This window comes from Serratia sp. AS12 (assembly GCF_000214195.1).
In the GTDB taxonomy this organism is placed as follows: domain Bacteria; phylum Pseudomonadota; class Gammaproteobacteria; order Enterobacterales; family Enterobacteriaceae; genus Serratia; species Serratia plymuthica.
Genome location: NC_015566.1, coordinates 4,493,426 through 4,508,181, shown reverse-complemented (window position 1 = coordinate 4,508,181; position 14,756 = coordinate 4,493,426). Strand labels below are relative to the sequence as shown.

Here is a 14,756-nt window from a genome sequence, read left to right as displayed (position 1 = left end):
AGACACGGGTCACTTCGAACACGCTTTGCAGATTATTAACAATTCTGTAAACTGCTCGCGGTGTAAGCGTCCCGGTGGATGAAGGGCGTTATGAGATCGATTAGCAATAAAAATGACGTCTGACCCGCCGGACAATCAATTAAGAGGTCATGATGAGTACTGAAATTAAAACTCAGGTCGTGGTACTTGGGGCGGGCCCGGCAGGTTACTCTGCTGCCTTTCGTTGCGCTGACTTAGGTCTTGAAACCGTTCTGGTTGAACGTTATTCCACGCTGGGCGGTGTTTGCCTGAACGTGGGATGTATCCCTTCCAAAGCACTGCTGCACGTTGCCAAAGTGATCGAAGAAGCCAAAGCGCTGGCCGAGCACGGCATCGTTTTCGGCGAGCCGAAAACTGACATCGACAAAGTGCGTGTCTGGAAAGAAAAAGTCATCAATCAGCTGACCGGCGGTCTGGCTGGCATGGCTAAAGGCCGTAAAGTTAAAGTCGTTAACGGTCTGGGCAAGTTCACCGGCGCTAACACCCTGGTCGTTGAAGGCGAAAATGGTCCTACTACCATCAACTTCGACAATGCCATCATCGCCGCAGGCTCCCGTCCGATCCAACTGCCATTCATTCCTCATGAAGACCCGCGCGTGTGGGACTCTACCGATGCGCTGGAACTGAAAACCGTCCCAGAGCGTCTGCTGGTGATGGGCGGCGGTATTATCGGCCTGGAAATGGGTACCGTATACCATGCGTTGGGTTCACAGATCGACGTGGTCGAGATGTTTGACCAGGTGATCCCGGCTGCCGACAAAGACGTGGTGAAAGTCTTCACCAAACGTATCAGCAAGCAGTTCAACCTGATGCTGGAAACCAAAGTGACTGCGGTAGAAGCCAAAGAAGACGGCATCTACGTCACTATGGAAGGCAAAAAAGCGCCTGCAGAACCACAGCGTTACGACGCGGTGCTGGTGGCTATCGGCCGTGTGCCGAACGGCAAACTGCTGGAAGCGGGCAAAGCCGGTGTGGAAGTTGACGAACGTGGCTTTATCCGCGTCGACAAACAGCTGCGTACCAACGTGCCGCACATCTTCGCTATCGGCGACATCGTCGGTCAACCGATGCTGGCGCACAAAGGCGTGCATGAAGGCCACGTTGCCGCTGAAGTTATCGCCGGCATGAAGCATTACTTCGACCCGAAAGTGATCCCATCAATCGCTTACACCGAGCCGGAAGTTGCATGGGTGGGTCTGACCGAGAAAGAAGCGAAAGAGAAAGGCATCAGCTACGAAACGTCCACCTTCCCGTGGGCAGCTTCCGGCCGTGCTATCGCTTCCGATTGCGCAGACGGCATGACCAAACTGATCTTCGACAAAGAAACTCACCGTATCATCGGTGGCGCGATTGTCGGCACCAACGGCGGCGAGCTGCTGGGTGAAATCGGTCTGGCTATCGAGATGGGTTGTGATGCGGAAGACATTGCGCTGACCATCCATGCTCACCCAACCCTGCACGAATCCGTAGGCTTGGCGGCAGAGATCTTCGAAGGCAGCATCACCGATCTGCCAAACCCGAAAGCCAAGAAGAAGTAATTCTGCTGGTTTGACCGGTTAACGAACGGCTCCTGAAAAGGGGCCGTTTTTTTATGGGTGGCAGTCAGGTAAAAGGCCGCTCAATGAGTGGCCAGTAGCTTACTTGTTCTGGAATATAACGTTCAACGTGAGGCTGTTGCCGTTATCGTTCTTTAACGATGTAAGAAATCCGTGAGGTGCCTGCTAACACCGAACGGAACAACAGAACCGCCTTAACGGCGGTTTTTTTGTGCCTGCCGTTCCCAATTTTTGATATTCACACTCAATAACCATTGCAAGTGAAAGGGTATCGTGTTGTGCTCTTGGGGCTGGATTTCCGTTTCCCGCAGCCGGGCCCGCGAGCCTGCGTTACAGCCGATTACTCTGTACTCAACGATTCAGCAAAGATTTAATGTTGCTTTTATGTGAACGAATTAACAACCGTTTCAAATCCTGATATGCTGGCTGAGCGGAACCGGGCACTGTACCTTACAGGCCAGGACATCGACAGCAGTGCCCCGTCAGGATCAATGGCACCAACACCGTGCGCTAAACCCGGTTTGAAGAGTTACCCTATGGCTTTCAAGTTGCAGTTAGGCGCCCAGTTCGTTCATCCCCAGGCGCTTACTCAGGTAAATAACTGGGGTGAACGAGCGCAGGTAACAACACTGCGGCTTGAAAGACGACGGGTATAAACGCCAGGCACAATAAATGACAATGAGAGCGAGGAGAATGTCGTGCTAGAAGAATACCGTAAGCACGTAGCCGAGCGTGCTGCAGAGGGCATCGTCCCTAAGCCGTTAGACGCCACCCAAATGGCAGCGCTGGTTGAATCATTAAAGAATCCGCCACAAGGCGAAGAAGAATTCCTGTTAGACCTGCTGATTAATCGTGTTCCACCAGGCGTCGACGAAGCCGCCTACGTCAAAGCAGGTTTCCTGGCGGCTATCGCCAAAGGTGACGCGACCTCTCCCCTGATTACCCCCGAGAAAGCCGTAGAACTGTTGGGCACCATGCAAGGCGGTTACAACATTCATCCGCTGATCGACGCGCTGGATAACGAAAAACTGGCTGCTATCGCCGCCAAGGCACTTTCCCACACGCTGCTGATGTTCGACAACTTCTACGACGTGGAAGAGAAAGCCAAGGCGGGTAACCCGCACGCCAAACAGATTATGCAGTCCTGGGCCGATGCCGAGTGGTATCTGTCACGCCCGAAACTGGCGGAAAAAATCACCGTTACCGTATTCAAAGTCACCGGCGAAACCAACACCGACGATCTGTCGCCGGCGCCGGATGCCTGGTCACGTCCGGACATCCCATTGCACGCCCTGGCGATGCTGAAAAACGAACGTGAAGGCATAGTGCCGGATCAACCGGGCAGCGTTGGCCCGATCAAGCAAATTGAGCTGCTGAACAAGAAAGGTTTCCCGTTGGCCTACGTCGGTGACGTGGTCGGTACCGGTTCTTCCCGTAAGTCCGCCACCAACTCTGTGCTGTGGTTTATGGGTGACGACATCCCGTATGTGCCGAACAAGCGCGGCGGCGGTGTGGTGCTGGGCAGTAAAATCGCACCCATCTTCTTCAATACCATGGAAGATGCCGGCGCCTTGCCGATTGAAGTGGACGTTTCCGAGCTGAACATGGGCGACGTGATCGACGTTTACCCGTACAAAGGCGAAGTGCGCAACCACGAAACCGGTGAACTGATCGCCAACTTCGAACTGAAAACCGACGTATTGCTGGATGAAGTACGCGCCGGCGGCCGTATCCCGCTGATTATCGGCCGTGGTTTGACCACCAAGGCGCGTGAAGCGCTGGGCCTGCCGCACAGCGACGTGTTCCGCATCGCCAAAGAAGTTGCCGCCAGCAACAAGGGCTTCTCGCTGGCGCAGAAAATGGTGGGCCGCGCCTGTGGCGTTGCCGGCGTGCGTCCGGGCGAATACTGCGAGCCGAAGATGGCCTCCGTAGGTTCTCAGGACACCACCGGTCCGATGACCCGTGACGAACTGAAAGACCTTGCGTGTCTGGGCTTCTCCGCCGATCTGGTCATGCAGTCGTTCTGTCACACCGCCGCGTACCCGAAACCGGTTGATGTGACCACTCACCACACGCTGCCGGACTTTATCATGAACCGTGGCGGCGTATCGCTGCGTCCGGGCGACGGCGTTATTCACTCGTGGCTGAACCGCATGCTGTTGCCGGATACCGTCGGTACCGGCGGTGACTCCCACACCCGTTTCCCGATCGGCATTTCCTTCCCGGCCGGCTCCGGTCTGGTGGCGTTTGCCGCAGCGACCGGCGTTATGCCGTTGGATATGCCTGAGTCGGTGCTGGTGCGCTTCAAAGGCAAAATGCAGCCGGGCATCACACTGCGTGATCTGGTGCATGCCATCCCTTACTACGCGATCCAGCAGGGCTTGCTGACCGTTGAGAAGAAGGGCAAGAAGAACATCTTCTCCGGACGTATTCTGGAAATCGAAGGTTTGCCGGAGCTGAAAGTCGAGCAGGCGTTTGAACTGACCGACGCCTCTGCCGAACGTTCCGCCGCCGGTTGCACCATCAAGCTGGATAAGGCACCGATCGAAGAGTACCTGAACTCTAACATCGTGCTGCTGAAGTGGATGATCTCCGAAGGTTACGGCGATCGCCGTACGCTGGAGCGCCGCATTCAGGGTATGCAGAAATGGCTGGCGGATCCGCAACTGCTGGAAGGCGATGCGGATGCGGAATACGCTGCGGTGATCGACATCGATCTGGCAGAGATCACTCAGCCAATCCTGTGTGCACCGAACGATCCTGACGACGCGCGCCTGCTGTCCGACGTGGCCAACAGCAAGATCGATGAAGTGTTCATCGGTTCCTGCATGACCAACATCGGCCACTTCCGCGCTGCCGGCAAGTTGCTGGACCAGCACAAGGGCCAACTGCCAACCCGCCTGTGGGTTGCGCCGCCGACCAAGATGGATGCGGCTCAACTGACCGAAGAGGGCTATTACAGCGTGTTCGGCAAGAGTGGTGCGCGTATCGAGATCCCGGGTTGTTCACTGTGCATGGGTAACCAGGCGCGAGTGGCTGACGGCGCGACGGTGGTTTCCACCTCTACCCGTAACTTCCCGAACCGTCTGGGTACCGGTGCCAACGTTTATCTGGCCTCTGCAGAACTGGCGGCGGTTGCTTCGCTGCTGGGCCGTTTGCCAACGCCGGACGAGTATCAAACGTATATGGAACAGGTCGATAAAACAGCGGCGGATACTTACCGCTACCTGAACTTCGATCAACTGGGCCAGTACACTGAAAAAGCCGATGGCGTGATCTTCCAAACCGCCGTTTAAGCCGCTATATTGCGCAACTGTTCAACGGGAGGCCTTGGCCTCCCGTTTTATTTTGCTCAGTTGCCAACTTTGCGAGCGCTCGCTGAGTTAGTCATGAATTAATGTTTACACTAAGAAAAAGGCTCAGGAGGGCGTGCTATGGATTACGAATTTCTGCGTGACGTGACCGGTCAGGTGATGGTCAGATTTTCGATGGGGCATGAAGCGATTGGCCACTGGATCAATGAGGAAGTCAAAGGCGACTTCAACCTGCTGGATCGGATCGAAGCCGGGGCGGCGGAAGTCAAAGGCAGTGAGCGTCAATGGCAGTTGGAAGGCCACGAATATACATTGCTGATGGACGGTGAAGAGGTGATGATCCGCGCCAATCTATTGGCGTTTGAAGGCGACGAGATGGAAGAGGGGATGAATTATTATGATGAAGAAAGCCTCTCATTCTGCGGCGTCGAAGACTTCCTGGCGGTGCTGAAGGCCTACCGTTCTTTCATGCTCAAATATTAAATGTAAGGGCGCGGCATGTGTATGGCCGCACCCTTAACCCATTACAAGTGCGGAATATTGCGGCCGTAATAGATTTCCTGCATCTCCTTCCACAGCAGATCGGTAATCTCTTTACGCTCGGCCTCGCTCAGGGCTTCCGGCTTGGCGTTAAACAGGTAATGCTTCAGATCGAAATCCTTCAGCAGCATCTTGGTATGGAAGATGTTCTCCTGGTAAACGTTGACGTCCATCATGTGGTACAGCGCCTTCATATCGTCAGACATAAAGTTCTGGATCGAGTTGATCTCATGATCGATGTAATGTTTCACGCCATTTATGTCGCGGGTAAAGCCGCGCACACGGTAGTCCATGGTGACGATGTCGGATTCCAACTGGTGGATCAGGTAATTCAGCGCTTTCAGCGGTGAAATCACGCCACAGGTCGACACTTCAATATCGGCGCGGAAGGTGCATAATCCGCCTTCTGGATGGCTTTCCGGATAGGTATGAACGCAGATGTGGCTCTTGTCCAGGTGTGCGACCACCGTCTTTGAGAGGGGGCCGGGCTGTTCCGACGTATCGACATCTTTCGGATCGACCGGTTCTTCGCTGACCAAGATGGTCACGCTGGCGCCCTGAGGCTCGTAGTCCTGACGTGCGACGTTCAGAATATTTGCGCCAATGATCGAGCAGGTTTCACTCAGGATCTCTGTCAGGCGATTGGCGTTGTATTGCTCGTCAATGTAGGCGATATAGCCATCGCGGTCATCCGCGGTTTTGGCGTAACAAATATCGTAAATACAAAAACTCAGGCTCTTCGTCAGGTTATTGAAGCCGTGCAGTTTTAGCTTTTGCAATTGGGTTCACCTCCTTATCTTCTCGCTTAACGTGTAACGTTCAGTGCGTTAAGCAAGTACTGTGGCAGAGCAAAGCTGCCTGCGTGGATCGCCGGGTTGTAATAACGGCAGTTTAGGCCGCTTTGATTAAAGCGATGTTGCAGGGCGGATAAATCGAGCTGACGCAGAGCCGGGTTTTGGCTCGCCCAGGCGAAGGTCATGATGCCGCCGTAATAGGTCGGGATCGCCGCCTGATAGAAGCTGACGTCGTTGAAATATTGGCTTAGTTTGGCATGGCTGTTGACTGCTTCGTCTTGTTGCAGGAAGCAGACGCCGTTCTGCGCGACAAAAATGCCGCCCTCGTTCAGGCAGCGTGCGCAGCCTTCATAGAACGCCGAAGTGAACAGGCTCTCGCCGGGGCCGATCGGATCGGTGCAGTCCGAGATAATCACATCGAATTTTTCATCGGTCTGATTAACGAAGTTGACGCCGTCGTCGATCACCAGCTTGAAACGCGGGTCGTCGTAGGAGCCGGCATTGTGATTCGGCAGGTACTGGCGGCAGAACTCCACCACCCCGGCGTCGATCTCGACCATGGTGATCTGCTCTACGCCCTGATGACGGCTGACTTCGCGCAGCATGCCGCCGTCGCCGCCGCCGATGATCAACACCTTCTTCGCCTGGCCATGGGCCAGCAGCGGAACGTGGGTCATCATTTCGTGATAAATGAACTCATCGCGCTCGGTGGTTTGCACCACGCCGTCGAGCGCCATCACGCGCCCCAGCACCGGATTTTCAAAAATCACCAAATCCTGATGCTCGGTCTTCTCGCGGTACAGCACATTCTCTACCGAGAAGTACTGGCCGAAGTTGGCATGCAGCGTTTCATACCAAATTTCTTTCTGGGTCATGTGCGGGAACTCCGTAATAACGGCCATGAAAAATTGGCGCAACATCATAGCTAACTCTGCCTGGTGATGCACGGCTGAATTTCAAACAGAGGTAGCGGAAGGCGGGAGGGATTAGTTGGCGTACGCCAGCAGGCTCAGCGAGTCGCGTGCCAGAGATTTGCATTTGTTGGGGGTAGGGATGGCGATGCCACTGAGATCGCGATAGCTGTCTTCACCCAGCGCCTTCATGTTGTAGCTATTATAGTTGCTCAAATCCCAGCGGTTTTGCTGGGCGAAGTAAACGATGGCACGTTTGATTTGCGCGTTGGGCAAGTCGTTGTAGCCGCAATCGTTTTTCAGATAAATAAATACCGCCGTCAGATCGGCCAGATCTTCCGCCTCAGACTCATTGAGCGCCAGACTGGCGTTGGAGAACCCCAGCATGGTGAGCAGCAGCACCAGTAACGTTGTTTTTTTCATCATGAAAATAGACCTGTTTATTGTCAGCAAACGTTATCACACTTGCCTGTAAAGGCACCAAATTTTATTACTTGCGGATAACATAACCGGCAGCAAAGGCTTGACCTTCCGCTAAGGGGAGGGTTTAGGCTGTCCGGCATGAAAGTTATACCTGTTGTCTTTCAAGCTGCAGCGTTATTACCTGCGCTAGCGCCCCGATTGACAGGGGATGAATGAGCTGGAACTTGAAAGCCATAGGGTACCTGTCACTGAGAAAAGGGAGTCAGCGATGTTACGCCGTGATTTTATCAAATTGACCGCTGCGCTGGGCGCGGCAAGCGCCTTACCGCTGTGGAGCCGAAGCGCGTGGGCTGCCGGGTTGCCGGCGTTGCCGATCCCGCCGCTGTTGATGCCGGACGCGCAGGGAAAAATCGCGCTGGCGCTGCAAACCGGTGAAATGAATTGGTTGCCGGGCAAAGCGACCCAAACCTGGGGTGTCAACGGAGCGCTGCTGGGGCCAGCGGTGCGGCTGCAGCGCGGCAAACCGGTGACGGTCGATATCAAAAACGGCTTGCCGGAAGCCAGCACCGTCCACTGGCACGGTCTGGAAATCCCCGGCGATGTCGATGGTGGCCCGCAGGCGCTGATTCAGCCGGGTACCACGCGCAGAGTGAGTTTCACTGTCGAACAGCCCGCGGCCACCTGTTGGTTCCATCCGCATACCCACGGCAAAACCGGCCATCAGGTGATGATGGGACTGGCGGGGCTGGTGCTGCTGGAAGACAACGAGAGCAGTAAACTGCCGTTGCCGAAGACCTGGGGATTGGATGAGATTCCGGTGATCCTGCAGGACAAACGGTTGGGCAAAGACGCACAGATTGAATACCAACTGGACGTGATGAGCGCCGCAGTTGGCTGGTTCGGCGACCGTATGTTCACCAACGGCGCTCAATATCCGCAGCACGTTGCGCCGCGCGGCTGGTTGCGGTTGCGTTTTCTCAACGGCTGTAATGCACGGTCGCTGAACCTGGCGGCCAGCGATAATCGGCCGCTGTATGTTATTGCCAGTGACGGTGGCTTCCTGGCCGAACCGGTGAAGCTGACTGAATTGCCGATGCTGATGGGCGAACGCTTTGAAGTGCTGGTAGATGCCTCGGACGGCAAGCCGTTCGACATCGTCACGCTGCCGGTCAAACAGATGGGCATGACGTTGGCACCCTTCGACCAGCCGCTGCCGGTATTGCGCATTCAGCCTTCGCGGGCGCAGGGAATCAAAACGATGCCGGACAGCCTGGTGAAACTGCCGGCGTTGCCACCGCTGGCCGGGCTTCAGGAGCGTTGGCTGCAACTGATGATGGACCCGCAGTTGGATAAGCTGGGCATGAAGGCGTTGATGGATCGTTACGGTCATCAGGCGATGGCCGGGATGAGCATGGATCACGGCAGCATGAGCAACAGCGATGGCGGAATGGCCGGTATGGTTCACGGCAGCATGAAAGGTATGGACCACGGCAATATGGAGGGTATGGATCATGGCGCCAAGCCTTTCGACTTCAGCCACGGCAATAAGATCAACGGCAAGGCCTTCGATATGACCCAACCGGCGTTTGAAGCCAAACGCGGCAAGTACGAGAAATGGACCCTGTCCGGCGAAGGCGACATGATGCTGCACCCGTTCCATATCCACGGCACCCAGTTCCGCATCCTGTCGGAGAACGGCAAGCCGCCGGCAGCTCACCGCAGCGGCTGGAAAGACACGGTGCGCGTCGAAGGTTGGCGCAGCGAAGTGCTGGTGCGTTTTGATCATCCCGCTAATAGCGAACATGCCTATATGGCACATTGTCACCTGCTGGAGCATGAGGATACCGGCATGATGATGGGCTTTACCGTAAGCGACTAGAGCAGAAGTGGCGGCGCACTCGCGTCGCCACCGGCTTCAGGCTATGCTAAACTCTGCGCCCTTCTTCCGGCAACTGACCTGAAACCTATGAAACACACTGTAGACGTAATGATTTCCGAGCAGGAAGTTAAGACCCGTATCGCCGAACTTGGCCGTCAAATCACCGAACATTACCGCGATAGCGGCAGTGATATGGTGTTGGTCGGGCTGCTGCGCGGTTCCTTCATGTTCATGGCCGATCTGTGTCGCACGATTGAAGTGCCGCACGAAGTCGACTTTATGACCGCCTCGAGCTACGGCAGCGGCATGTCCACCACCCGCGACGTGAAAATCCTCAAGGATCTCGATGAAGACATTCGCGGCAAAGACGTGCTGATCGTCGAAGACATCATTGATTCCGGCAATACGCTGAATAAGGTGCGCGAAATTTTGGCGCTGCGTGGGCCGAAATCTCTGGCGATCTGCACCTTGCTGGACAAACCTGAGCGCCGTGAGGTGGAGGTGCCGGTGGAGTTCGTCGGTTTCTCGATCCCGGACGAGTTCGTGGTGGGCTACGGCATTGACTACGCTCAGCGTTACCGTCACTTGCCGTACGTCGGCAAAGTGGTGCTGCTGGACGAGTAATCGGCAGGGGCGCGGCTTGTCCGCGCCCACACAGAAAGCAAGATAACGCTCTAGGCTTTTACACCCTTGTCCTGCTGCAGCTTGGCCATGGCCTTGCGATACCCCATTTCCAGGCTCTCGCGGCTGGTGGCTGCCACTTCCAGATCGCGCAGGCGCCCGTCCTGAATCCCGTAGACCCAACCGTGGATCGTCACTTTCTGGCCGCGTTTCCAGGCCGATTGCATGATGGTGGAGTGGCCCAGGTTGTAGACCTGCTCGATGACGTTGATCTCGCACAGTACGTCGAGGCGCTGTTCCGGTTCCAGTTCACCCAGCAGTGAGCTGTGCTTGTACCACAGGTCGCGGATATGCAGCAGCCAGTTGTTGATCAGCCCCAGCTCCGGGTTTTCCACCGCGGCCTCTACGCCGCCGCAGCCCAGATGGCCGCAGATGATGATATGTTCAACTTCCAGCACATCCACCGCATACTGCACGACTGACAGACAGTTAAGATCGGTGTGAACCACCAGGTTTGCCACATTGCGATGAACAAAGAGTTCGCCTGGTTCCAGGCCGGTCAAACGTTCTGCCGGAACACGGCTGTCAGAGCAACCTATCCATAAAAAGCGAGGCTTTTGCGCCTGGGATAAACGTTCAAAAAAGTCTGGATCTTCCTGGTTGATATTGGCCGACCAGGCTTTGTTGTTGGCGATCAGCGTTTCGATTTCTTTCATGGAGGGTTATAGACCTGTAACAAACAGATTGCGTTGGGCTAATATAGGACAAGCGTCACAATTTGGAAATCGGAACAGTTACGCTTTTTTCCGCACGGATTCGCCTCAGTGAAATCGCTGCTGATGATAAGATCATCTCTATTACAAGACGCGGCAGCATACTCATCGTCACAAGGTACTTTCTAACTTATGAATTATGCACTGGAATTAGCGCAGTTGACCAAGACCTACGCGGGTGGCGTCAAGGCGTTGCGCGGGATCGATCTTAACGTTGAAGCGGGGGATTTTTATGCCCTGCTGGGGCCAAACGGTGCCGGTAAATCTACCACCATCGGCATTATCAGTTCGCTGGTGAACAAAACGGCCGGCAGCGTACGGGTGTTCGGCTATGACATCGATAAAGATATCGTTAACGCCAAGCGTCAACTCGGGCTGGTGCCGCAAGAATTCAACTTTAACCCGTTTGAAACCGTCATGCAGATTGTGGTCAATCAGGCGGGTTACTACGGCGTGACCCGGCGCGAAGCGTTGGCGCGTGCGGAAAAATACCTGACCCAGTTGGATCTGTGGGGCAAGCGCGATGAACGCGCCCGCATGTTGTCCGGCGGCATGAAACGCCGTCTGATGATCGCCCGCGCCTTGATGCACCAGCCAAAGCTGCTGATCCTCGATGAGCCGACGGCTGGGGTGGATATCGAACTGCGCCGCTCCATGTGGGGCTTCCTGAAAGAGCTGAACGCCCAGGGCACCACCATTATCCTCACGACCCACTATCTGGAAGAGGCGGAAATGCTGTGCCGCAATATCGGCATTATCCAAAACGGGGAGCTGGTGGAAAACACCTCAATGAAAGGATTGCTGGCCAAGCTGAAGTCCGAAACCTTTATCCTCGACTTGGCGGCCAAAAGCCCTTTGCCGAAGCTGGATGGCTATCGCAACCGCCTGACGGATACGTCAACGCTGGAAGTGGAAGTGATGCGCGAGCAGGGCCTGAACGGCTTGTTCGCTCAGCTCAGCGCGCAAGGGGTGCAGGTATTGAGCATGCGTAATAAGGCTAACCGGCTGGAAGAGTTGTTTGTCACCCTGGTTAACGGTAATGGAGAAAAAGCATGACGCGTTTGTATTGGGTGGCTTTACAGAGTATCTGGGCCAAAGAGATCAACCGTTTTGCCCGTATCTGGATCCAGACCCTGGTGCCGCCGGTGATCACCATGACGCTGTATTTCATCATCTTCGGCAACCTGATTGGCTCGCGCATTGGCGATATGCACGGCTTTGATTACATGCAGTTTATCGTTCCCGGCCTGATTATGATGGCGGTAATCACCAACTCGTACGCCAACGTCGCATCGTCGTTCTTCAGCGCCAAGTTCCAGCGCAATATCGAAGAGCTGCTGGTGGCGCCGGTGCCGACTCATGTGGTGATTGCCGGTTACGTCGGCGGCGGCGTGGCGCGCGGCATTTGCGTCGGCGTGCTGGTGACGGTGATCTCACTGTTCTTTGTGCCGCTGCAGGTGCATGCCTGGTGGGTGATTGTGGTCACGCTGTTGCTGACGGCAATCCTGTTCTCGCTGGCGGGCCTGATCAACGCGGTGTTTGCCACCACCTTTGACGACATCAGCCTGATCCCGACCTTCGTGCTGACGCCGCTGACCTATCTGGGCGGGGTTTTCTATTCGCTGACGCTGCTGCCGCCGTTCTGGCAGGCGGTGTCCAAGCTGAACCCGATCGTCTATATGATCAGCGGTTTCCGCTACGGCTTCCTCGGCATCAGTGATGTGCCGCTGGTGCTGACTATGGCGGTGCTGGTGGCGTTTATCCTGGTGTTCTATCTGCTGTCCTGGTACCTGATAGAGCGCGGTCGCGGCCTGCGCACCTGATGTACTGACGCCCCCGGACCCGCGTTCGGGGGCGCTGTTATCGATCTGAAGCCGGCATCACATAAATCAATAGAATTGCTCACATAACCCCTTTCTCCCCGATGTTCAAATCGTGCTATGCTGGCGCTCCACACTTTCTCCATTTTGTTATATACCCTATGAATTTCAAGTTGCAGCTAGGCGGCCAACTCACTCATCCCCAGGCGCTTACTTTAGTAAGTAACTGGGGTGAGTGAGTGCAGGTAACAACGCTGCGGCTTGGAAGGCGACGGGTATACGCACTCGTAAGCAGAACATAACCATGCGGTCTACACACAAGATAGCGGCTGGGCTACTCGGCATCCTGATGTCACTCGCTTCTCCGGCGACGCTGGCAAATTTGTTGTCGGAAAACAGCGCTGTTAAATCTGAATATATGGAAGCGCAACGCGACAGCGAGGTTTATTCGCTGATTGGTGAGCATGTTATCCCGGTCGGAGAAGTGAAGCAGGGGCAGCTGATTCAGGTGTTCCCGGCGGATGCGGAATATTACGAATTCAAGTTTGGTCACGGCACGGGGTTTATCGATAAAGACGACGTGCGCAACCTCAAAAAGTCACGCAAGGTGCAAGACGATCTCGGTGAGCTGAATAAGCCGCTGACCAATCAGAACCTGATCACGCAGAAGGCGATCAACGTCTATACCGAGGCGGATAACGCCAGCGAAGTGTTTGGCGTGCTGGAAGAGAACCTGCGTTATCCGATCATCGGCAAACTGAAGGATCGGCTGAACAATACCTGGTATGAGATCAATATTGGCGATCGTCTGGGCTATATCAGCGAACTGGACTGCGAAATCGACACCGGCGTTCCGGTGCTGACCTACCACCATCTGCTGAAAAACGAAGAGAACAAGCGTTTCCGCCATACCTCGACCACCACGTCGGACGTGGCGTTCAGCAACCAGATGACCTATCTGAAGCAGGCAGGTTATGACACTATTTCCCTGTACCAGTTGGAAGCCTACCTGAAGAACCAGATCAACCTGCCGGGCAAGGCGGTGGTGTTGACCTTTGATGACGGGCTGAAGTCGGTCTATCGCTATGCCTATCCGGTATTGAAGGACTACGGCTTCCGCGCAACGGCGTTTATTATTTCTTCGCGCATCAAACGCCATCCGCAAAAGTGGAACCCGGACTCGCTGCAGTTTATGAGCATTTCCGAACTGAAGCAGATACAGGACGTGTTCGACGTGCAGTCACATACGCATTTCCTGCACCGTACCGACGGCAACCGCCAGCCTATTCTGCTGAGCCGTTCGCTGCACAATATCGAATTCGATTTTGAGCGCTCGCGCCGCGCGCTGTCGCAGTTTAATCCGCATGTGTTGTACGTATCCTATCCGTTTGGCGGCTACAATCAGCGAGCAATACAGGCGGCGAAAGACGCCGGTTTCCACATGGCGGTGACCACGGTGCAGGGTAAGGTAAAGCCGGGGGATAATCCGTATACGTTGAAGCGGCTGTATATTCTGCGTACCGACTCCATTCAGACCATGGCGGACAGGATAGCCAACAAGCCGGGAGCGGTGGTGGTGCAATAGCAGGAAACGGGCGCTGAAATGCGCCCGTTTTTATTCTCAGGCAACCTGAACCGGCACGGCTTTCGCTTTGCGTTGCAGGTTGTTGTCACCTTCGAAATAGGCGACTTTCGGGTGGTGCTGGCGGGCATCGGCATCGCTCATCTGCACGTAAGAGCAGATGATCAGTTTGTCGCCCACGCAGGCGCAACGTGCCGCCGCGCCGTTGACCGAAATGATGTGCGAACCGCGTTCAGCGGCGATGGCGTAGGTCGAGAAACGCTGACCGTTATCAACGTTATAAATATCGATAGCTTCATATTCCAGAATGCCTGCGGCCTCCAGGAAATCCTGATCGATGGCGCAGGAACCTTCATAGTGCAAGTCGGCCTGAGTCACTTTCACCCGATGCAGCTTGCCTTGCAGCATAGTACGTATCATAACTTTACCTAACTGAATATCCGCCTATCCCCGCCATACTCGACGCTGCACCTGTGTTGGCTGTATCCGATCACCCCAGTCATA

13 protein-coding genes are annotated in these 14,756 nt (G+C 55.2%); 8 read left to right on the top strand and 5 right to left on the bottom strand.

The window, feature by feature from the left end; genetic code table 11:
- Positions 1-152 precede the first annotated feature (152 nt).
- From lpdA to yacL, 3 genes are all read left to right on the top strand, one after another.
- On the top strand, positions 153-1,577 hold the full coding sequence (lpdA, locus tag SERAS12_RS21030) for a dihydrolipoyl dehydrogenase (protein ID WP_004947933.1): 1,425 nt from the start codon (positions 153-155) through the stop codon (positions 1,575-1,577).
- A gap of 716 nt (positions 1,578-2,293) precedes the next feature.
- Positions 2,294-4,891, top strand: coding sequence for a bifunctional aconitate hydratase 2/2-methylisocitrate dehydratase (gene acnB / locus SERAS12_RS21025; protein ID WP_013814464.1), 2,598 nt, complete (start codon positions 2,294-2,296; stop codon positions 4,889-4,891).
- A 138-nt stretch (positions 4,892-5,029) separates the two neighbouring features.
- Positions 5,030-5,392 carry a protein YacL gene (yacL, locus tag SERAS12_RS21020; protein WP_013814463.1) on the top strand — a complete coding sequence of 121 codons (363 nt, stop codon included), beginning with the start codon at positions 5,030-5,032 and terminating at the stop codon, positions 5,390-5,392.
- A 41-nt stretch (positions 5,393-5,433) separates the two neighbouring features.
- On the opposite strand, the gene speD is transcribed toward yacL, so the two are convergent.
- From speD to SERAS12_RS21005, 3 genes are all read right to left on the bottom strand, one after another.
- Positions 5,434-6,228: an adenosylmethionine decarboxylase gene (gene speD, locus SERAS12_RS21015; protein ID WP_013814462.1), complete on the bottom strand. Its 795-nt coding sequence runs from the start codon at positions 6,226-6,228 to the stop codon at positions 5,434-5,436.
- A 26-nt stretch (positions 6,229-6,254) separates the two neighbouring features.
- Complete coding sequence (speE, locus tag SERAS12_RS21010; protein WP_041416651.1) at positions 6,255-7,118, bottom strand: polyamine aminopropyltransferase; 864 nt, start codon at positions 7,116-7,118, stop codon at positions 6,255-6,257.
- Positions 7,119-7,229: 111 nt separating this feature from the next.
- On the bottom strand, positions 7,230-7,577 hold the full coding sequence (locus SERAS12_RS21005; RefSeq protein ID WP_006327880.1) for a YacC family pilotin-like protein: 348 nt from the start codon (positions 7,575-7,577) through the stop codon (positions 7,230-7,232).
- Positions 7,578-7,845: 268 nt separating this feature from the next.
- Here SERAS12_RS21005 and cueO point away from each other — a divergent pair, with 268 nt between their 5' ends.
- Together cueO and hpt are read left to right on the top strand one after the other, a co-directional pair.
- Positions 7,846-9,456 (top strand): multicopper oxidase CueO, encoded by a 1,611-nt coding sequence (gene cueO / locus SERAS12_RS21000; protein WP_013814460.1) that lies wholly within the window; start codon positions 7,846-7,848, stop codon positions 9,454-9,456.
- Between the two features lie 87 nt (positions 9,457-9,543).
- Positions 9,544-10,080, top strand: coding sequence for a hypoxanthine phosphoribosyltransferase (hpt, locus tag SERAS12_RS20995; RefSeq protein ID WP_004947911.1), 537 nt, complete (start codon positions 9,544-9,546; stop codon positions 10,078-10,080).
- A 50-nt stretch (positions 10,081-10,130) separates the two neighbouring features.
- Here hpt and can read toward each other — a convergent pair whose 3' ends face one another.
- Positions 10,131-10,793 carry a carbonate dehydratase gene (gene can / locus SERAS12_RS20990; RefSeq protein WP_013814459.1) on the bottom strand — a complete coding sequence of 221 codons (663 nt, stop codon included), beginning with the start codon at positions 10,791-10,793 and terminating at the stop codon, positions 10,131-10,133.
- A gap of 189 nt (positions 10,794-10,982) precedes the next feature.
- Between can and SERAS12_RS20985 the strand changes: the two genes are divergently transcribed.
- From SERAS12_RS20985 to SERAS12_RS20975, 3 genes are all read left to right on the top strand, one after another.
- The gene (locus SERAS12_RS20985; RefSeq protein ID WP_004947905.1) at positions 10,983-11,906 is read left to right on the top strand and encodes an ABC transporter ATP-binding protein; all 924 of its coding nucleotides are present in this window, start codon (positions 10,983-10,985) and stop codon (positions 11,904-11,906) included.
- Positions 11,903-12,673 carry an ABC transporter permease gene (locus SERAS12_RS20980; protein WP_006321086.1) on the top strand — a complete coding sequence of 257 codons (771 nt, stop codon included), beginning with the start codon at positions 11,903-11,905 and terminating at the stop codon, positions 12,671-12,673. Before SERAS12_RS20985 ends, SERAS12_RS20980 begins: the two co-directional genes overlap by 4 nt.
- Positions 12,674-12,974: 301 nt before the next feature.
- Positions 12,975-14,255, top strand: coding sequence for a polysaccharide deacetylase family protein (locus tag SERAS12_RS20975; RefSeq protein WP_013814458.1), 1,281 nt, complete (start codon positions 12,975-12,977; stop codon positions 14,253-14,255).
- 36 nt (positions 14,256-14,291) lie between these two features.
- Here the strand turns inward: SERAS12_RS20975 and panD are convergent, their stop codons facing one another.
- Complete coding sequence (panD, locus tag SERAS12_RS20970) at positions 14,292-14,672, bottom strand: aspartate 1-decarboxylase (protein WP_004947897.1); 381 nt, start codon at positions 14,670-14,672, stop codon at positions 14,292-14,294.
- Positions 14,673-14,756: the final 84 nt, after the last annotated feature.